18 protein-coding genes and 1 riboswitch are annotated in these 20,513 nt (G+C 34.8%); of the genes, 10 read left to right on the top strand and 8 right to left on the bottom strand.

From position 1 onward, the window contains the following. Positions 1–14: 14 nt before the first annotated feature. Genes ACJJVN_RS08770 through ACJJVN_RS08755 form a run of 4 tightly spaced genes read left to right on the top strand, consistent with a single transcriptional unit; the run spans position 15 to position 4,916 of the window. Positions 15–1,547: a sugar ABC transporter ATP-binding protein gene (locus ACJJVN_RS08770; protein ID WP_104514863.1), complete on the top strand. Its 1,533-nt coding sequence runs from the start codon at positions 15–17 to the stop codon at positions 1,545–1,547. Positions 1,548–1,557: 10 nt separating this feature from the next. Further along, on the top strand, positions 1,558–2,526 hold the full coding sequence (locus ACJJVN_RS08765; protein WP_104514862.1) for an ABC transporter permease: 969 nt from the start codon (positions 1,558–1,560) through the stop codon (positions 2,524–2,526). 13 nt (positions 2,527–2,539) lie between these two features. After that, positions 2,540–4,024: a mannitol dehydrogenase family protein gene (locus ACJJVN_RS08760; protein ID WP_405377846.1), complete on the top strand. Its 1,485-nt coding sequence runs from the start codon at positions 2,540–2,542 to the stop codon at positions 4,022–4,024. A gap of 10 nt (positions 4,025–4,034) precedes the next feature. Continuing rightward, positions 4,035–4,916, top strand: coding sequence for a carbohydrate kinase (locus ACJJVN_RS08755; protein ID WP_405377845.1), 882 nt, complete (start codon positions 4,035–4,037; stop codon positions 4,914–4,916). Between the two features lie 98 nt (positions 4,917–5,014). Here the strand turns inward: ACJJVN_RS08755 and moeB are convergent, their stop codons facing one another. The 8 genes from moeB to thiS form a co-directional block, all read right to left on the bottom strand. Then, entirely contained in the window at positions 5,015–6,070 is a 1,056-nt protein-coding gene (gene moeB, locus ACJJVN_RS08750) for a molybdopterin-synthase adenylyltransferase MoeB (protein ID WP_405377844.1), read from the bottom strand. After that, positions 6,067–7,191: a 2-iminoacetate synthase ThiH gene (thiH, locus tag ACJJVN_RS08745; RefSeq protein WP_405377843.1), complete on the bottom strand. Its 1,125-nt coding sequence runs from the start codon at positions 7,189–7,191 to the stop codon at positions 6,067–6,069. Before thiH ends, moeB begins: the two co-directional genes overlap by 4 nt. Before the next feature lie 3 nt (positions 7,192–7,194). Then, the gene (locus ACJJVN_RS08740; RefSeq protein ID WP_405377842.1) at positions 7,195–7,965 is read right to left on the bottom strand and encodes a thiazole synthase; all 771 of its coding nucleotides are present in this window, start codon (positions 7,963–7,965) and stop codon (positions 7,195–7,197) included. 37 nt (positions 7,966–8,002) lie between these two features. Then, the gene (gene thiE / locus ACJJVN_RS08735; RefSeq protein WP_405377841.1) at positions 8,003–8,626 is read right to left on the bottom strand and encodes a thiamine phosphate synthase; all 624 of its coding nucleotides are present in this window, start codon (positions 8,624–8,626) and stop codon (positions 8,003–8,005) included. Beyond that, positions 8,623–9,387, bottom strand: coding sequence for a hydroxymethylpyrimidine/phosphomethylpyrimidine kinase (locus ACJJVN_RS08730; RefSeq protein WP_405377840.1), 765 nt, complete (start codon positions 9,385–9,387; stop codon positions 8,623–8,625). Before ACJJVN_RS08730 ends, thiE begins: the two co-directional genes overlap by 4 nt. A gap of 141 nt (positions 9,388–9,528) precedes the next feature. Then, positions 9,529–10,131, bottom strand: coding sequence for a thiamine phosphate synthase (locus ACJJVN_RS08725; protein ID WP_405368524.1), 603 nt, complete (start codon positions 10,129–10,131; stop codon positions 9,529–9,531). Positions 10,132–10,252: 121 nt separating this feature from the next. Next, entirely contained in the window at positions 10,253–12,112 is a 1,860-nt protein-coding gene (gene thiC, locus ACJJVN_RS08720; protein ID WP_405377839.1) for a phosphomethylpyrimidine synthase ThiC, read from the bottom strand. A gap of 94 nt (positions 12,113–12,206) precedes the next feature. After that, positions 12,207–12,410 carry a sulfur carrier protein ThiS gene (thiS, locus tag ACJJVN_RS08715; protein ID WP_405377838.1) on the bottom strand — a complete coding sequence of 68 codons (204 nt, stop codon included), beginning with the start codon at positions 12,408–12,410 and terminating at the stop codon, positions 12,207–12,209. An 80-nt stretch (positions 12,411–12,490) separates the two neighbouring features. Further along, positions 12,491–12,585: riboswitch (TPP riboswitch) on the bottom strand. Positions 12,586–12,883: 298 nt separating this feature from the next. Between thiS and ACJJVN_RS08710 the strand changes: the two genes are divergently transcribed. From ACJJVN_RS08710 to ACJJVN_RS08685, 6 genes are all read left to right on the top strand, one after another. Beyond that, a complete protein-coding gene (locus ACJJVN_RS08710; protein ID WP_104514854.1) occupies positions 12,884–13,183 on the top strand; it encodes a hypothetical protein in 300 nt (99 codons plus the stop codon). Between the two features lie 200 nt (positions 13,184–13,383). Beyond that, entirely contained in the window at positions 13,384–14,004 is a 621-nt protein-coding gene (locus tag ACJJVN_RS08705; protein WP_405377837.1) for a DUF6515 family protein, read from the top strand. 161 nt (positions 14,005–14,165) lie between these two features. Continuing rightward, positions 14,166–14,495, top strand: coding sequence for a phosphotyrosine protein phosphatase (locus tag ACJJVN_RS08700; RefSeq protein ID WP_405377836.1), 330 nt, complete (start codon positions 14,166–14,168; stop codon positions 14,493–14,495). 518 nt (positions 14,496–15,013) lie between these two features. Further along, positions 15,014–15,436: an HYC_CC_PP family protein gene (locus ACJJVN_RS08695; protein ID WP_405377835.1), complete on the top strand. Its 423-nt coding sequence runs from the start codon at positions 15,014–15,016 to the stop codon at positions 15,434–15,436. 111 nt (positions 15,437–15,547) lie between these two features. Next, positions 15,548–19,306, top strand: a complete 3,759-nt coding sequence (locus ACJJVN_RS08690) for an efflux RND transporter permease subunit (RefSeq protein ID WP_405377834.1) — start codon at positions 15,548–15,550, stop codon at positions 19,304–19,306. Then, positions 19,296–20,513: a TolC family protein gene (locus ACJJVN_RS08685; protein ID WP_405377833.1), complete on the top strand. Its 1,218-nt coding sequence runs from the start codon at positions 19,296–19,298 to the stop codon at positions 20,511–20,513. Before ACJJVN_RS08690 ends, ACJJVN_RS08685 begins: the two co-directional genes overlap by 11 nt.

Genomic DNA, 20,513 nt, shown 5'->3' with positions numbered 1-20,513 from the left:
TAACTAGTATGGTTATGAAAAATTCAGAAAACGACTATCGTCTAGAAATGACAGGAATATCAAAAAGTTTTGGTGTGGTGTCTGTTCTTAAAGATGTGAATTTAAAAGTAAAGCCAGGAGAGATCCATGCTTTACTAGGAGAGAATGGCGCTGGTAAATCGACATTGATCAAGATTTTGAGTGGTGTCCATCACAAGGATACCGGTACGGTACGTTTAAATGGACAAGAGATTAATCCTAAAAATACTCATGAAGGTCAGGTTTTAGGAATAAGTGTGGTCTATCAAGAGCTATCTCTTGTAAACGATCTCTCGGTAGCAGAAAATGTTTATTTACACAAACTAGGTGCTAGCAAATTCTGGATGAATTGGGATAAGATTACTAGAGATGCCCAAGAGTTATTAGATTCATTAGGCTTTACTATTGACGCTTCCGCGAAAGTGAGAGATCTAAGCATTGTGCAAAAGCAAGTGGTCGAGATTGCAAAAGCACTTTCAGAAGACACTAAAGTACTGGTGTTAGACGAACCAACAACGGTATTTGATCCTACCGATACTAAAAAGTTATTTGATAATCTGTTTAGATTAAAAGAGAAAGGAATTTCTATCATTTACATATCACACCATCTAGACGAAATTATCAAAATAGCAGACTCTGTCACAGTTCTTAGAGATGGAGTAGATACAGGAAGTATGCCTATATCAGAGACCGATACAGATGGTATTATCAGATTAATGATAGGACGTGATTTAAAAGATTTATTTCCTGCTAGAAATGTAGAAATAGGAACCGAGCCTGTTTTTCAAGTTAAAAACCTAACAGCTAGAGATACTATTGTACATGATGTTTCTTTTTGTGTACGACCTGGAGAAGTGTTAGGAATTGCTGGTTTAGGTGGTAGTGGGAGAACAGAAACTGCAAAATTAATTTTTGGAGCAGATAAAAAGAAATCAGGAACATTAATCCTAGACGGTAAAGAGATTAAAACTAAATCTCCAGTTGATGCTGCAGCTTTTCAAATAGGTTTTGTATCAGAAGATAGAAAGGAAGAAGGAGTGTTTTTACCGCTTTCTATAAGACGTAATATAAGCGTCACGAGCTTTAAATCTATCTCTGGTAAATTAGGTTTTATTAATGTAGAAAACGAGTACAAAAAGGTATTAGGCCTTATTGAAAAATTAAACATTAAAACACCAAGTTCTGAGGTTAACGTTAAAAATTTAAGTGGTGGAAATCAACAAAAAGTGGCATTAGCAAAATGGCTGAGTATCGATAGTAAAGTGATATTTATAGATGAGCCTACTCGTGGTGTAGATGTCGGAGCAAAAATCGAAATCTATAATCTCATCAATGAAGTGGCAAAAAAAGGAGTAGGAGTAGTGGTTATATCGTCTGACATGCCAGAGATTATGGGGATCTCAGACCGTATTCTAGTGATGCATCAAGGTACTATTTATGGAGAGCTACAAAAAGACCAATTTACAGAAGAAAATATACTGCGTTACTCTATAGGTAAACGATTAAAACAACAAACTCAAACTATATAAAATTCACGTTATGGCTTTAACATTAAAAGAACAACTGAGCAGTCCTGGTGGGATTCTTAAGTTTTTAGTCAAATATAATACGGTATTCATTTTTATTTTACTCGTTATATTTTCAGCATTAATTTCTGATGTGTTCTTCACATCGGCAAATATTACTAATTTACTCAAGCAAGTATCTGGAATAGGTATTATTAGTATCGGTATGTTAATCGTAATTCTTACTGGTGGTATTGATTTATCTGTAGGCTCGCTGGTCGCATTGCTGGCAGTAACTTTTGCCATATTGGTTAATCTAGTCGTCTTGCCACTAGCTATATTACTAACCATAGTTATTGGTTTTAGTTTAGGTAGTATTTCAGGTTATCTAGTCGCCTATCAAAAAATGGCTCCTTTTGTAGCCACACTAGCGTTAATGACTATAGCTAGAGGTTTAGGTTTTATTTATTCTAAAGGATCACCAGTAACTTTTAAAACGGCAGGTGGTGTTTTTATGTCTGACTTTGCAAACAATTCTACGTTAGGAGTACCTAATATTGCGATTGTATTTTTTCTAATCGTTATCGCTGCTATGGTGATGCTTCGTTATAATGTTTTTGGTCGTTTGATCATAGCTATAGGTAGTAATGAAGAGGCTTCTCGATTATCAGGTATTAAGGTAAATAAATATAAGTTTTTAGTTTATGCTATATCTGGAGCGCTAGCTGCGACAGCTGCTATTATAGTTGCTTCTAGAACAAATTTAGGATCTCCTAATATGGGAATGTCTTGGGAGCTAGATGCTATTGCGGCAGTAGTTATAGGTGGTGCTAGCTTAAATGGTGGTAGAGGTACTGCTATAAATACGCTTATGGGAGTTCTAATTTTAGGACTTATCAGTAATATTCTTAACCTATTAAATGTTCCTTCTTATCCTCAACAAGTGGTAAAAGGAGCGATTATCATATTTGCCGTTTTACTTCAAAGATTTGAAAGCAAATAATTAAACTATTCAGATGAAAAATTATCAACTTAATACAGTGAACCTTTCAAAAATTTCAGAAAGTATCGCCGTACCGACATACGATAGAACAAAGGTTAAAACAGGGATTGTACATGTAGGTATAGGTGGTTTTCACAGATCTCATGAAGCTTTTTATACAGATCAATTATTGCATGATCCTTCATCTTCTGAATGGGGAATTTGCGGAATTGCATTACTAGAATTTGATACTAAAATTTATCAAACCTTAAAGAATCAAAATGGACTTTACACATTAATAGTTAAAGAACTAGATGGTACACAAACTACTAGAGTTATAGGCTCTATAGTAGAATATCTATATGCACCAGAGAATACGCTTGCTGTAATAGAAAAAATGGCCAGTCCAGAGGTTAAAATTATATCATTGACCATTACAGAAGGTGGTTATAATTATAATGAGGCTACCAAAGAATTTGATTTTAGTACTCCATCCATACAACATGATTTAGAGAATCCTGATGCTCCTAAAACAATATTTGGTTATTTAACACAAGCATTAAAATTAAGAAAAGAGCGTGGTTTAAAAGGTTGTACTATTCAGTCATGTGATAATATTCAAGGAAATGGTCACATGACTAAAAGAATGTTATTGAGTTATGTGGCTAAAGCAGTTCCAGAGTTAGTAGACTGGATAGAGTGTCACGTATCTTTCCCTAATGCAATGGTAGATAGAATTACTCCTGCAACAGCTGCTAGTGATATTACTAATTTAAAAGAAACCACAGGAGTACAAGATGCATGGCCTGTAGTTTGTGAACCTTTTAAGCAATGGGTCATAGAAGATGATTTTATAGAAGGTAGACCGGCATGGGAGACTGTAGGTGCGCAATTTGTAGAAAATGTAGAACCATACGAAAAAATGAAATTGAGTTTGCTTAATGCAGGACATTCTGTGTTAGGGATTCTGGGAGCATTGATAGGATATGATACCATAGATGAGTCTGTTTCGAACTCTAATATCAGTACATTTTTGCATAACTATATGGATATAGAGGTGACTCCTACATTAGGTGATCTAGAAGGGATTAATTTAAAAGAATATAAAGACTCGTTAATAGAACGCTTTGGAAATATCAACATTAAAGATCAAATCGATCGTATTTGTTCAGAGAGTTCAGCAAAGTTTCCCATCTTCATTTTACCAACTGTAAAAGCACAGTTGGTTGAAAAAGGATCGGTAGAGCTTGCAGCTTTTGTAGTAGCAGCATGGGCTATTTATAGTCTAGGTAAGGATGAAAATGGGAAGGAATTAGTAATAAAGGATGCGATGAAATCACAGCTTCATGAAAAAGCTGTTGCTTCTGTTATAGAGCCTGCTAGCTTTTTAACGCTAGAGTCTATTTTTGGAAATTTATCTTCTTCTACTATTTTTAAAGATGCATTTACAAAAGCATATCAAGATATTACAAAGAATGGAGTAGAGCAATCTGTGATCAACTTAAACGCTAAGAATTAAACAGATGGAAATGAAGAATATAGTTTGTTATGGTGAAGTGCTTTGGGACGTTTTTCCTACACACAAAAAAATAGGTGGAGCTCCCTTAAACGTTGCCTTGCGTTTACAATCTTTAGGTAATTCAGTTTCTGTTATCAGCAGTATAGGAGATGATAAAAAAGGTAGCGAAATAAAAGAATACACAGTAGAACAAGGTGTGAATGCTGATCATATTCAAGTCCATAAGGAGTTAAAAACTGGAAAAGTAAAGGTTATGCTTAACCAGAAAGGTTCTGCTTCTTACGATATTATGTATCCTAGAGCTTGGGATAAAATCCAGTTGACTGAAGAAAACGAGAAACTGACCGAAAACGCCGATGCTTTTATCTACGGTAGTTTGGCTGCAAGAGATGAAACGTCTAGACATACTTTATACGAGCTTTTAAAAATAGCTTCGTATAAAATATTTGATGTGAACCTGAGAGAGCCGTATTATACAAAAGAGGTTTTAATTCATTTAATGGAACAAGCAGATTTTATTAAATTTAATGATGATGAGATTTTTGAAATAGGAGAGTTGCTCGACTCAAAAACGCACTCTTTAGAACAGAATATTAAATTCATTGCAGACTTTACCGACACAAAAACTATTTGTGTTACAAAAGGACGTCACGGTGCTATTTTATATTATAATGATAGCTTCTATTATAACAGTGGTTATCAAGTAGAAGTCGTGGATACCGTAGGTGCTGGAGATTCCTTTTTGGCAACTTTAATCAGTAAGTTACTTAAAGAAAATCTACCACAAGAAGCTATTAATTATGCTTGTGCAGTAGGAGCGTTAGTCGCAAGTAGTGAAGGTGCAAACCCACAAATTATAGAGCAAGATATTATTGATTTTATGAATTCTTAAACCATCTTTAATCCCAAGATGGTTAAATGATTTGAGATAATTATTTATATGAATAACTAGTTTACTCAATGTCTCTTAATCATTTTTAAATCAATTAATTAAAATATAGAGTCGTTCAGGTAAAACAATGTGTTTTTAAACCCAATTTGTTTCAGTATTTGAATGGCTTTTTTACTGCGTATTCCAGATTTACAATACACTACGAGGTCTCGATCAGTAGTTATTTCTGAACTTCTTTTTTCTAACTCACTTAATGGTATATGGTGACCGCCTATATGATGTAATTCTCTTTCATGAAGTTCTCTTACATCTAATAAATCATAATTTTCATGAAGTGCTTTTAATTGATTTTTAGTAATCCCATAATCATCGACTTTTATACCGCAAGCATAATTATAATCAGGATTTAATTCATTGATTTCTATAGAAGTGTTCTTTTTATAAGCCAATACCATTTGTTGCATGGTGAGCATATTATAGGTTAATAGTTGGTTAGATAACACGTTACCTATGCCGCACACCATCTTAATAACTTCATTGGCTTGTAAACTACCTATAATTCCAGGTAGCACACCTAGAACACCTATTTCTGAGCAATTAGGTGAATCTTTTGGATCAGGTGATGTTGGATATAAACACCTATATGTTGCACTGCCTTTATAATTGAATACACTTACTTGACCTTCAAATTTAAAAATAGCTCCATAAACTAGAGGTTTGTTAGTTATTACAGCTGCATCGTTAGCAAGATAACGAGTGGGGAAATTATCACTGCCATCTACAATAATGTCATAATCATTAAATAATTCAATCGCATTTTTTGAATTCAATTTTTCTGGAAATAGATGGAAATTAATAAACGGATTTAACCTTGATAAACGCTTTATTGCTGTTGCTGCCTTAGATTTCCCAATATCATCTATAGTATATAAAATCTGACGTTGTAGATTGCTTTGTTCTATCACATCATCGTCTATTACACCTATGGTTCCGACTCCTGCAGCCGTTAGGTATTGTAGAACTGGACAACCTAATCCACCAGCACCTATGACTAAGACTCTCGCTTTTTTTAATTTCAGCTGTCCTTTTTCGCCTATTTCATCAAGTAATATGTGACGGTCGTATTGTTTCCTCTCTTCTCTAGTTAGACTCATGATGTTGATGCGTTTTCAAAGTGTTCCCAATCTTTCCATACCACTTCTAGGTCTTTACTTTTAAGCATAGAAACGATTTCTTCTGTACTTCTTTCATCAGATATTTCAAATTGTTCTAATGATTGCGGCTCTACAGAATAACCACCAGGATTGGTCTTAGATTCTGCACTAATAGATGTAATACCTAGTTCTACGATATGATCTCTAAACAGCTCACTTTCTCTGGTAGACATGGATAACTCTATATCTTCATCAAAGAGTCTAAAAGCACATATTAATTGGACTAAATCGGCATCTGTCATTTCTACTTTAGGTTCTAAACCACCAGAATGTGGTCGCAATCTTGGAAAAGAAATCGAGTACTTCGTTTTCCAATAAGTTTTCTGTAAATATTTTAAATGTAAAGCGGTAAAAAAACTATCGGCACGCCAGTCCTCTAGACCAAATAAAGCACCCAATCCTATTTTATGAATACCAGCTTTCCCTAATCTGTCTGGAGTGTCTAATCGATAATCAAAATTAGATTTTCTCCCTTTGGGATGGTGTTTTTTATACTCCTCTCTGTGATAAGTCTCTTGATATACGAGCACTGCATACAGCCCATTTTCTACCAACAACTCATATTCATCTTGATCTAAAGGTTGCACTTCAATAGTAATATTTGAAAATTGAGCACGTATCAATTGAATAGCATTCTTTAAATACTCAACACCTACAGTTCTATTTGCTTCTCCAGTAACCAATAAAATGTGATCGTAGCCTTTTGCTTTTAGAAAAGCTACTTCTTTTAAAATTTCAGCATCGGTTAACGTCCTTCTAGGTATTTTGTTAGTCATACTAAATCCGCAATAGGTACAGATATTTTGACACTCATTACTTAGATACATAGGCACGTACATTTGCATGGTATTGCCAAAACGTTTTTTAGTTAAGAGTTGGCTTTTTTGTGCCATCTCTTCAATAAAAGGTTGTGCGGCTGGAGAAAGTAGTGCTTTAAAATCTTCCATATCCAGTTTATCTTTTGATAAAGCAGCGCTCACCTCTAGAGCCGTTTTATCATAAATGTTCTTTAGAGTAATATCCCAATTATAGGTGTCAAATAAATCTTTAAAATGACTCATACTTTAATTTAAGAAATTAGTTAATGGACTACTTGCAGCAGCCTTTTTACTTATAGGTGCCAGCTTTGCTTCGTATGCCATTCTACCAGCTTCAACCGCCATTTTAAAAGCCACAGCCATTTTAATTGGATCTTGAGATACTGCAATCGCTGTGTTTACTAGAACAGCATCTGCGCCTAATTCCATCGCATATGCTGCGTGTGATGGTGCGCCTATACCAGCATCAATTATTACCGGCACATTAGATTGTTCTATAATTATCTCTAGAAAATCTTGAGTTTTTAATCCTTTATTGCTTCCTATAGGAGCACCTAGAGGCATGACACATTGCACACCTACATCTTCTAGACGTTTACATAAAACAGGATCTGCATGAATGTAAGGCATCACGACAAAACCTAACTTTACTAATTCTTCTGCCGCTTTTAATGTTTCTATAGGGTCTGGTAATAAATATCTTGGATCTGGATGTATTTCTAATTTCACCCAATTTGTTCCTAACGCTTCTTTAGATAATTTTGCAGCAAAAATGGCTTCTTTGGCAGTTCTAACTCCAGATGTGTTAGGCAGTAAGTTGATATGTTTATGATTTAAATGAGATAGAATATCGTCATTTTCATTTTGAACATCGACTCTTTTTAAAGCAACGGTTATCAATTCACTTTGAGAAGCTAGTAATGCCTCTTTCATTATTTGTGAAGAGCTAAATTTTCCTGTTCCTGTAAATAAACGAGAACTAAATTCTTTATCGGCAATCTTTAGTAGGTTGTTCATTTTTTCTTTTTAAAATTTTGACTTTCTATTCGCACGTTTATTCTGGTAAATACGTGGCCTTTAAAACATCTTGAAACTCTTTTATACTAGACATGTTACTCGTTATCACTCCAGAAACAGCTATACCATAAACACCAGTTTTTAGAATAGGAGCTACATCATTAATAGCAATACCACCTATAGCGATTATAGGTGTTTTGGTTTTCAATTCTTTAACTATATCTCGATAACCCTTAACACCTAGAATTGGACTTAAATTCCTTTTAGTTTCTGTAAACTGATAAGGTCCTAAACCTATATAATCCACTTTTTTATCTAGAAGGATACGGCAGTCTTCTAGAGTATTTGCTGTACCACCTATGATAAAATCATTACCTAAATACTGACGTGCTATTAGTGGACAAGTATCTGTTTTACCTAGATGTACGCCGTCTGCTTGTACCTCTTTTGCGATTTTATAATGATCGTTTATGATCAATTTAACCCCAAATTCATTAGTGATTTTTCTAGCTTCTATTGCTGTTTTTAAAACAGTTCTATAATCTGTATTTTTTATACGCAATTGCACCCAGGTAATACCATTTAAACATGCTTTACGTATATTTTCTACATGATCTTGCGGTGCAATACCTTGCGTGATATATTGTAATGTATCGATCATGAATTTTCATAATTATGAGTACCTAATAAAGTCTCGTTAGAAGTTAAAAATTGTTCTATGTATCGTTTAGTGTTCGTACAGGCTTCTTCTATTGATAAACCTTGTGATAAATAGGACGCAAGAGCAGATGATAAAACACAACCGCTACCATGTTTCTCAAAAACAACTCCAGTAGAAATAGGAGGTAGGACCAGCTTTTTATCTACATCATAATACACTTCATCCCAACCTTTTTTATCCATTCTATGACCACCTTTTAAATAGATATTTGTCTTTTGAACCATAACTTTTATAGTATCCTCGATCGATTTATCTGGAAATATTTCCTGTATTTCTTCATAATTAGGAGTTATAAAATCGCAGTGTTCTAGAACTTTTTCAAAAACATTTAGATTTTGAGAACTATGAAAAGTAAAACCAGCACTTGCTTTTAAAATAGGATCTAGTACAATTTTAATTTCAGGATTGTACTTTCTTAAGGTGATAAGCACCTCTAATAAAAGATCCCATGAGGCAATAACTCCTATTTTAACCGCGGTAATTTTAAAACGCTCTAATAAGGTCCCTAACTGGTTTAAAACATCTTTTTTCTCTATCCATAGACATTTCTTAAACTCAATATCATTTTGCACAGTTACTGCCGTACAAACAGATAGACCATACAAGTTATGCGTTTCAAATGTCTTAATATCTGAGGTGATACCAGCACCACTAGAAGGATCTATGCCGGCTATGGTAAGTATGTATTTTATATTTTTCAACATTTTAATTTTATAGTTTCCCCTTAAATTTTTACTACGGCGTTCCCTAAAGGACCAGGCTATCACTACTCGCTTTTTTGTGAAGAAAAATCACAAAAAGAGCTCAGACATGCCGTTCTATCCTTAACGCAATCAGTGTATCTATTTTAAGCTTGATTTCTCAAATTGCTTTTTAATTCTTTTAAAACTCTCTAATGGATTTTCGGTATTCCACACGCCGCCCAAAACACCTATACCTTTAAAACCTAACTGCAAAGTTTCTTCTATGGTTTCTGTATTTATACCGCCCATGCCTATGATGGTTTTATCGATGGAATTCACATTAAAACCGCGGCCTTCATAACCTTGTTTTGAAATAGAAGAGAAAACAGGACTTAATAAATGATAATCAAATTCAAACTTACAGGCCTCTAAAACCTCTGATTCATGAAAAGAAGAGCTTATCGTTTTTCCATAAAGGCTCAAATTTTTAAAGTACTGACTAGGAGTATCGATATGATCTATTCTTTTCTGTTCCTGAAAATGAATTCCCTTTAAGTTAAACTCATTGATCAATTCATGATGATTATGCACTACAATTCTGTTGTGATACTCCTTATCAATCATATTTATGTATGCAACGTGTTCTTGGTAATTTTTTGCTGGTTTTCTCAGGTGATAATACATTAAACCTTCTTCAAACAACTGGTTCAATATTTCAATTTCGTTTGAAATATCATTTTCTGGAGCAATAAGAATTATCATAGTTAAGAAGTGTTATTTGAGTTAGGGATTGCAGTGGCATCCTTTTGCTTTTTTGGCAAAAGATATAACGGAAAGCCCGCCCACGCTTTTTAGTTTAAAGCGTGGGAACTCCCTTAAAATATTATAGATATACCTCAGATCCTTTTTCTTTAAACTCTTTAGATTTTTCTTCCATTCCTCTAGCGATGACCTCGTTATCCACGATATCATTAACGGCAGCAAAATCTCTAACCTCTTGAGATATTTTCATAGAACAGAATTTAGGACCGCACATAGAACAGAAATGCGCCACCTTTGCACCATCGGCAGGTAGGGTTTCATCGTGATATTCAAGGGCGCGTTCTGGATCAAGACCTAGATTAAATTGATCGTACCATCTAAATTCAAAACGTGCTTTACTTAATGCATTATCACGGTGTTGAGAACCTGGATGACCTTTGGCTAAATCTGCAGCATGGGCAGCCAGTTTATAGGTAACAACACCTACACGCACGTCTTCTTTATTAGGTAAACCTAAGTGTTCCTTTGGTGTGACGTAGCACAACATAGCACAACCAAACCAACCAATCATAGCAGCACCGATACCTGAAGTAATGTGATCGTAACCTGGTGCGATGTCTGTGGTTAAAGGACCTAGAGTGTAAAATGGAGCCTCATCACAAACCTCAATTTGCTTTTCCATATTCTCCTTAATCATGTGCATAGGTACGTGGCCTGGACCTTCTATAAAACACTGCACCTCGTGCTTGCGAGCAATTTGGGTTAACTCACCTAGGGTTTCTAATTCTGCAAATTGAGCTTCGTCATTAGCATCTGCCACAGAACCTGGACGTAATCCATCTCCTAGAGAGAAGGCAACATCATATTGTTTTAAGATCTCACAAATGTCTTCAAAATGGGTGTATAAAAAACTTTCTTTATGATGTGCCAAGCACCATTTTGCCATGATAGAACCGCCACGAGAGACGATACCGGTAACACGTTTTGCGGTCATAGGAATGTAACGCAGTAATACACCAGCATGTATGGTAAAATAATCCACACCTTGCTCAGCTTGTTCTATTAGTGTATCACGGAAAATTTCCCAAGTTAGATTTTCGGCAACTCCATTTACTTTTTCAAGTGCCTGATATATAGGTACAGTACCTATAGGAACAGGAGAATTACGGATAATCCACTCTCGAGTTTCATGGATGTTTTCTCCGGTAGATAAATCCATAATATTATCTGCACCCCAGCGACATGCCCAAACGGCTTTTTCTACTTCTTCTTCTATAGAAGAGGTCACGGCAGAATTACCAATGTTTGCATTGATTTTTACTAAGAAGTTTCTACCTAGTATCATAGGTTCGGCCTCTGGATGGTTGATGTTAGAAGGGATTACGGCACGACCTCTTGCTACTTCAGAGCGTACAAATTCTGCAGTAATTTTATCTGGAATAGAAGCGCCAAAATGTTCTCCTTTGTGCTGCTTTCTAATTTCGGTCATCTCATCTATACGTTGGTTTTCACGTATAGCGATATATTCCATCTCTGGAGTAATGATGCCTTTTTTGGCATAATGCAATTGGGTAACGTTTTCACCTTTTTTGGCTCTTAATGGTTTCTTTAATAAAGAGAAACGCATGTGATCCAGGCTTTTATCATTTAAACGCGCGTTGCAATACTCTGATGAGAATTCTTCTAATTGCTCTACGTTGTTTCTATCTAAAATCCATTGTTCACGTATTCTTTCTATTCCTTTATGAACATCGATTTCTTTATTAGGATCTGTGTAGGGACCGGAAGTGTCGTAAACGGTGACTGGTTCATTGGGTGTTTTCTTTTTGGTCATCGAGTCTATCGTGTCACTCAATGCAATTTCTCGCATGGCAACCTTGATTTGAGGATGGATTTTTCCTGGTACATACACTTTTGTAGAATTAGGAAATGGATGTCTAGTTATTCCGTCTTGTTTGGGTGCGGTGTCTTTGCTCTTCATGGTAATAAGGTTATGGACTATGAGTAATTATGCTTATAGTAGGTTAGATTTTTGATGTGTAGGAGGTGAGTAGCTATAAGTTGTTGAATGACAACTAACCACCTTGAGTGGCAGTTATTATAAGAATTTGATCGCCGTCGATTAAGATTTTTTTATCCCAATCTGTATTCGTAATAATGTCTTGATTTATAGCTACAGCAATTCCATTAACCGGTATAGCGAGTGTGGTGAGTACCATTTGTACAGTGCTATTAGGTTGAATTTTATGAAAAGTGTTATTTACTTTTATGTTTATCATGAGATATAAATTACTTTATGTGAGTAATGTTATAAACGATAAAAGTTTTGAGAATAGAAAAGGTGCAGTGTTGTGCATACAACAAGCTGATAACTTTTCCCTACGTTGGTATTAACCAAATCAGGTTCTAAGGATTTTTCTCAAACTAATTTAATAGCTACTCCTAAAGTTTACATCACAAATGTAAACATATAATTGAATTATGAACGATGTATTTTATCAAAACATAAAAATTCTCTCCTAAAAGTAAGGGTAAAATGAGATCAATTTAATCTAATTATTAAGCTATGGTTGATGCGAACGGAATGGAGTAGTGGATGGAAAAACTTTTATTGTAATAGTTAAAAAGCAGTTGTAAAAACGCATTACAACCTTTAAATAGGTGTTTTAACGATTGTTAAAACACATGTATTTCTCGTTTAGTTTTGAATCAAGTGTGCCATTACCTTTACAGTTATAAATAAAAATACATCATGAAAAAAGTAGCATTAGCAATAATAGTAGTAGCATCAATGACTAGTTGTAACAGCGTTAAGAATATGAACACTTCTAGCATATCGCAAGCGGCAACATTGTTAAGTTCTTTAAGTTCTAACTCTACAGTACAGCAAATTTCTAGTCTTTTTACTTTGTTAGATGCAAATAAAGATGAGGCAATAAGTTCTACAGAGGCAATAGGATCTGTTTCTGAAAACTTCAATGTTTTAGATAAGGATAATAACTCTAGTTTAAACCTAACAGAATTAACAGGATTACTAGGTTTACTGAAATAATATTTTCATTATTATTTACAATAAAGGTACACGCAATAGTGTGCCTTTTTTTATGCCTAATTTTTCTAATGGTCTGAAAATATTTTAATAGTGATAGGAGATTTTAACAAATGTATGTGATAGGGTATTTTAAACCTTTCTGCTTGATGTGCGTCATATAAGTGAAGTATAGCAAAGTTTAATCACATAAATAGAAAGTCATGAAATCAATTACTAAAAGATATATTGTTCCTATCGCTTTTTTACTAGCAGTGACTGTTCAAGTCAATGCTCAATCGCGAAGTACTACCATTAAAAAAGACAATAGAAAAACAACCACTACGATTACTAAAACGAGAACAGTAACGACACCTAGTAGATCTACTAAAGGTAGAATAGCTAGTAATAGAGTTACTTATAAAACACCCAAAAAGAAAGTGATTTCTGTTAGAAACGTGCCTAATAGAACAGTAGTACGTCACAATGGTCAAAATTATTATTACTCTAATAATAAATATTATACACAGTCTAGAGGTCGATATATTGTAATAGCGCCTAAAGTTGGTTTTAGAATAAATGTATTACCTGCTAATTATAGAACAGTACGTTTTAATAACCATAATTATTACAATGTAAATGGAATTTTTTATAATCAAGTTGATAATGAATATGAAGTAATAGAACCTGAAATAGGAACTATAGTATATGAATTACCAGACGATTATGAGAAAGTAGTTCTTGATGGAGAAACTTATTATGAGTATGCAAATGTACTGTATGAAAAGATACAATATGATGGGACCAGAGCCTATGAAGTTGTTGGTATTATTGATATGAATTAGATCACATACTGAATTAGCCCCAGGGAGAATAATGAAAATTATTCTCCTTTTTTTGTTTACAATAGTAGTTATGCTAGAAATGTAAATCCGATTAACTAACGTTTTGTAATCAGATCACCATATGAAGTAAATATATTTGGCATGCGAAAAAGTTCTTAGCTATGAAAAATATATTGTTTATCTGTTCAGCAAACAAAGATCGTTCTAAAACTGCAGAGGATTATTTCAGTAATTTATTTGCGGAAAATAATTATGAATCTGCTGGAACAAATAAAAAGACTTGTAATAATCTAGGGACAAATTATTTAAGGCTAAAACAATTAGATGCTGCTGATAAAATCTATGTCATGGAAAACAAGCATTTGAAAATAATTAAAGAGGTTTTTGGTTCAACCTGGCATAATAAAATAACCGTGCTGGATATTAAAGATATTTACAAATATGGTTCTAATGAGTTGATTGAGATTTTACAGAAACGAATCCAGTTATAAAATTTACTAATTTCAAGTCTCTGAGAATCGTGTATTTAATTTATAATGTAAAAGAATACATTATAGTCAATTCTATGAATAGCTTATAAATGGTAATATCGTCGTAATAGCTGTGGTTCCTTGTTATTTCTACATATAATATTAAATGAATCATAATATATATTATGTCAAATAGAATAATTAACAACTTGCTTCTCTCAATTCATACTCTACTATTATTTGTTACCCATAATGAGCATTCACATTTAAACCATCTGATTTAACAAACAATCACTTTCTATCATATTAATAATAGTAAGCAGTAATGTCTAGAATACTTTCCCTAGAACAGTAATCAGCGCGTTATTTAGAAATAATAAGCTTTGATTATTAATCGTAAGATTGAAAATGATCTACCTAGCATTACTATCTACATTACGATGCGATTCTAGGATTTCAATTTTAAAACAAATCAGCTTATTTATTATCTATTTGTTAATTGGCTTAATGATAGTTAGAAATTGAGTAAATTTGTGATAATGAAACAATTTACACATAAAACACTTGCCATATTTATGACTTGCGTAGTTCTATTTACTACGATGTCATTTACTGTGGACATGCATTATTGTGGAGATACGTTGGTAGATTTTTCATTTGCAAGTAAAGTAAAATCTTGCGGTATGGAAAAATCTATGGCTGTTATGGCTGATTGTGAATTACCTACAGTTCAAAAAAAATCATGTTGTACAGATCATGAAGTGATTAAACAAGGTCAGGAAGATCTTAAAACATCTTTAGATAAAATCACTTTTAATCAGCAATTGTTCATTGCCTCATTTACCTATTCTTATTTAAGTGTTTTTGAAAGTACTGCTTCACTCGAGGTTCCTTTTATACACTACTCGCCTCCTATTCCTAAGCGAGATGTGCAAGTCCTGCACCAGTCTTTTTTAATCTGATTAATTAGTTTTTTGAAAATCTAACTCAAAACGGCTTTTGCTGTATTGGGTTATAAATACATGTGTCATTATTAGACATATATCTTTTCAACATTTTAATAATCAATACTTATGCTTAATAAGGCGATTAAATTTCTTATAGAAAACAAATTAATAGCTGTATTACTTCTTTGCCTATTTGTAGGCTGGGGTACTATCAACGCACCTTTTAATTGGAATTTAGGTTTTTTACCATCTGACCCTGTAGCGGTAGATGCAATTCCAGATATAGGAGAGAACCAGCAAATAGTTTATACAAAGTGGGAAGGTCGTTCTCCACAAGATATAGAAGATCAAATCACCTATCCACTCACCTCTTCATTGTTGGGTATTCCTGGAGTAAAGACTATACGTAGTTCTTCTATGTTCGGCTTCTCTAGCATCTACATCATTTTTGAAGAAGATGCAGAGTTTTACTGGTCACGCAGTCGCATTCTAGAAAAGCTCAATTCGTTACCGTCTAACCTCTTACCAGAAGGCGTTAACCCTACTTTAGGACCAGATGCAACTGGATTAGGACAGATCTTTTGGTACACTCTAGAAGGTCGTGATAAAGAAGGCAATGTTACCGGTGGTTGGGATTTACACGAGTTACGTAGCATACAGGATTATTATGTGAAATTCGGTTTATCGTCAGCTACTGGAGTTTCTGAAGTAGCCTCAATAGGCGGTTATGTACAAGAATATCAAATAGATATCGATCCAGAAAAAATGCGTCAGTACGATATTACAATGGCTGCCGTTGTAAAAGCAGTTAAGGAAAGTAATAAAGATATAGGCGCGCAAACTCTAGAGATTAATCAGGCAGAATATCTGGTACGTGGTCTCGGTTATATAAAATCCATAAGCGATATAGAAAGTGCTGTTGTAGATTCTAAAGGTTTTACATCGTTGCGCATTAAAGACATTGCAAACGTACATTTAGGACCAGCAGCTAGACGTGGTATTCTAGATAAAGAAGGTGCCGAAGTGGTAGGCGGCGTGGTAATCGCACGTTATGGAGCAAATCCATTAGAGGTTATCAATAATGTAAAAGCCCAAATAGCAGAACTTAGTTCTGGATTACCAACTAAAACCCTATCAGACGGTAGAGTTTCACAGCTTACCATCGTTCCTTTTTACGACCGTACTGTATTGATTAAAGAGACTTTACATACCTTGAGCGAGGCTCTTACTATAGAGATATTAATTACCATTTTAGTCATTATAATTATGGTATTTAATCTGCGAGCATCCATACTTATCTCTGGTTTATTGCCCGTAGCAGTTCTTATGGTTTTTGTAGCTATGAAATTGTTTCATGTAGACGCAAACATCGTTGCACTTTCTGGTATAGCCATAGCGATAGGTACTATGGTAGATGTAGGCGTCATACTTGCCGAAAATATGATACGTCATCTACATGATGAAAAACTACGAGTCAGTGAAGATGGTACTCCTTTTACTATTAATGAGGTTATTTATAACGCCACATCAGAGGTTTCTGGTGCGATACTCACTGCTGTTTTAACTACCATAATTAGCTTTGTACCAGTATTTACCATGATAGGTGCTGAGGGAAAACTATTCCGCCCACTCGCATTTACTAAAACCATGGCGCTTACTGCATCTCTTATCGTTGCCCTATTTTTAATACCTCCATTTGCTGCGTTTTTGTTTAGAAAAACTACTATTGGAAACCGATTCAAATTAGTGATCAATGCACTTTTATTACTTTTAGGTATCACATCTATCGTTTATGGTTATTGGTTAGGGCTAGTACTGATAGGTTTTTCAATTGTAGCACTGTGGTCTTTGTTGGGTACACTTTCGCGAAAGCGTGCTAACTACATAAACATCGCCATAGCAGCCATCGCTATCGTGTTTATATTAGCAAATTATTGGAGACCTCTTGGATTTGACCGCAACATAGGACTCAATTTAGTATTTGTTTCTCTTATTTGTTTTGGACTTTTAGGAGCTTTTACCTTGTTAAGAAGGTATTATGAACGTATTTTAAAATGGGCACTCGCAAATAAAATATTGTTTTTAATTATACCACTTACCGTACTGACGCTAGGTATTTTGATAATGCGTGATACCAGTAAGGAGTTCATGCCAGCACTTAATGAGGGCTCTTTTTTATTGATGCCTACTTCCCTACCTCATTCAGGCGTAGAAGAGAATAAACGTGTATTACAGCAACTGGATATGGCTGTAGCAAGTATTCCCGAAATAGAAACCGTGGTAGGTAAATCTGGTAGAACAGAGTCTGCACTAGATCCTGCACCGCTTTCTATGTACGAGAACATGATTCAATACAAGCCAGAGTTTATGCGTAATGCACAAGGTGAACGACAGCGTTACCGAGTAAATGAAGATGGTTTTTATGTTCTTAAAAATAACCAACTGATTATCAACCCTAATCGACCTATTGATAAAGGAGCAAGTTATGATCATGCAGCTCTAAGAATAAAAGCTCAAAGAGAAGACCTTATAGAAGATGAAGATGGTGAGTACTACCGCAACTGGCGACCAGAAATCAATAATCCTGATGATATATGGAACGAGATTATCAAGGTTACTAAATTACCTGGTGTAACCTCTGCGCCTAAGTTGCAACCTATCGAGACGCGACTTATTATGTTACAAACTGGTATGCGTGCTCCTATGGGAATTAAGGTAAAAGGGCCTGATTTAAAAACGATAGAAAAATTTGGTGTAGAATTAGAGAGCATACTAAAACAAGTCACTGGTGTTAAGGAACAAGCCGTTTTTGCAGATCGTATAGTTGGTAAACCATATTTACTCATCGATATAAAAAGAGAACAACTAGCCCGTTATGGTATATCAGTAAGCGATGTTCAAGAAATTCTAGAGGTCGCTGTCGGTGGCATGCCACTTACACAAACGGTAGAAGGTCGAGAACGTTATGCGGTGCGAGTGCGTTATCCTCGAGAACTAAGAACCACACCAGAAGATTTAAAAGGTATTTATGTCCCTGTAGATAAAGGCAGTCCGGTACCATTGAGTGAGTTTGTAGAAATACGATATGAGCAAGGACCACAGGTTATTAAGAGTGAAGATACTTTCTTGATAGGATATGTACTCTTTGATAAATTAAGCAATTTTGCCGAAGTTGATGTGGTCGAAAATGCTCAAGAGCTGATTCAAAAACACATCGCTAGCGGTGATCTTATCGTGCCACAAGGTATAAGTTATAGTTTTACTGGTACTTATGAGAATCAGTTAAGGGCTGAGAAAACACTAGCTGTTGTGGTGCCACTAGCCCTAATTATAATCTTTATCATTCTTTATTTTCAGTTTAAATCTGTCGCTACATCACTTATGGTTTTTACTGGTATCGCCGTAGCTTTTGCAGGTGGTTTTATCATGATATGGTTGTATGGTCAGGACTGGTTTTTCAACTTTAACCTCTTCGGTGAGAATATGCGCGATCTATTTAATATGAAAACGATTCACTTAAGTGTAGCCGTTTGGGTAGGATTTATTGCCCTTTTTGGTATCGCAACAGATGACGGTGTGGTTATGGCGACTTATCTCACACAAACATTTGATAAAGAGCAACCTACAGATGAAAAAGAAATAAGAAACGCCACCTTACTTGCAGCAGGTAAACGCATTAGACCATGCTTAATGACCACGGTAACGACCATACTCGCATTGCTGCCTGTACTTACTTCTACTGGTAAAGGAAGCGATATTATGATACCTATGGCCATCCCTATTTTTGGAGGTATGATCATCGATGTTACCTCCTATTTTTTAGTTCCGGTTTTGTATAGCTGGAAAAAAGAATACCAACTTAAAAGATCAAAAAATGAGATATAATAGTATAGTTTTTTATGTTTTTTTGGTTTCCGCTTTCGCGAAAGCGCAACAATTACAAACTTTAATTAAAGAAGCACAGGCTAATAATCTAGAAATAAGAGCCGTTGAAATGCGACATAATATATCGCAAGAGAAAGTGAATGAAGCAGACTGGATACCTAATACAGAGGTAAGTTTAGGCTATTTTGTAAGCGAGACAGAAACACGTGTCGGTGCACAAAGAGCACGTATAGGTGTGAAACAGATGTTGCCATGGTTCGGCACGATAACCGCTAGAGAGAACTATGCCACCTCACTAGCAGATGCTGATTATGTGGAGATAACCATTGCAAAGCGTAAACTGGCGCTATCTGTCTCGCAGACTTATTATCAGCTGTATTCCATAAGAGCAAAACAAGCCGCACTCGGTAAAAACATACAGCTTTTAAACGCATATGAGCAACTAGCATTAACATCTGTAACCGTCGGTAAAGCTAGTGCTGTAGATGTATTGAGGCTACAAATACGTATCAATGAATTACAACAACAAATCGATATTCTAGAAGAAGATTTTAAAGCGTCACAGTCGCTATTTAATAATTTACTGAATAAAGAAGATACAGAAACTATAGAGATAACTGAGGTAATGAGCTTGCCTCTAGTAGACTTAGAACTAGTAGATAGTGCTATAGATGTGAATCCTGAAATTTTAAAGTATGACAAACTATATGAATCTGTGGTACAGTCAGAAGTTTTGAATAAGCACGAGGGATTGCCTTCTATAGGTGTAGGATTTGATTACTTGCCAGTTAGCGAGCGAGCAGATTTAAATATCGTAGATAATGGTAAAGATGTTTTTATGCCTATGGTTACTGTTTCTATTCCTATATTTAATAAACGATACAAGTCCATTTCTAAGCAAAATGAATTGCGACAGCAAGAAATAGAGTTTGAGAAACAAGAACGTTTAAATGTATTAAATACGGCTTTTGCTAGAGCTAGATCACAACTCAACCAAGCCCGTATAGCTTATGAAACTCTAGATAAAAACCTAAAACAAGCTCACGATGCCGAAGAAATTCTTATTAAAAACTATGAAACGGGAACTATAGATTTTAAAGACGTTCTCGATATTCAAGAATTACAATTGAAATTTCAAATAGAGCAAGTAAATGCGATAGAGAACTATTACGTACAATCTGCTGTGATTAACTATTTAATGAACTAA

The sequence above is a fragment of the Nonlabens sp. Asnod3-A02 genome (assembly GCF_045063755.1).
In the GTDB taxonomy this organism is placed as follows: Bacteria; Bacteroidota; Bacteroidia; order Flavobacteriales; family Flavobacteriaceae; genus Nonlabens; species Nonlabens xylanidelens.
Note: the sequence above shows the minus strand (reverse complement) of the source record. Positions and strands in the feature narration are given on the sequence as shown.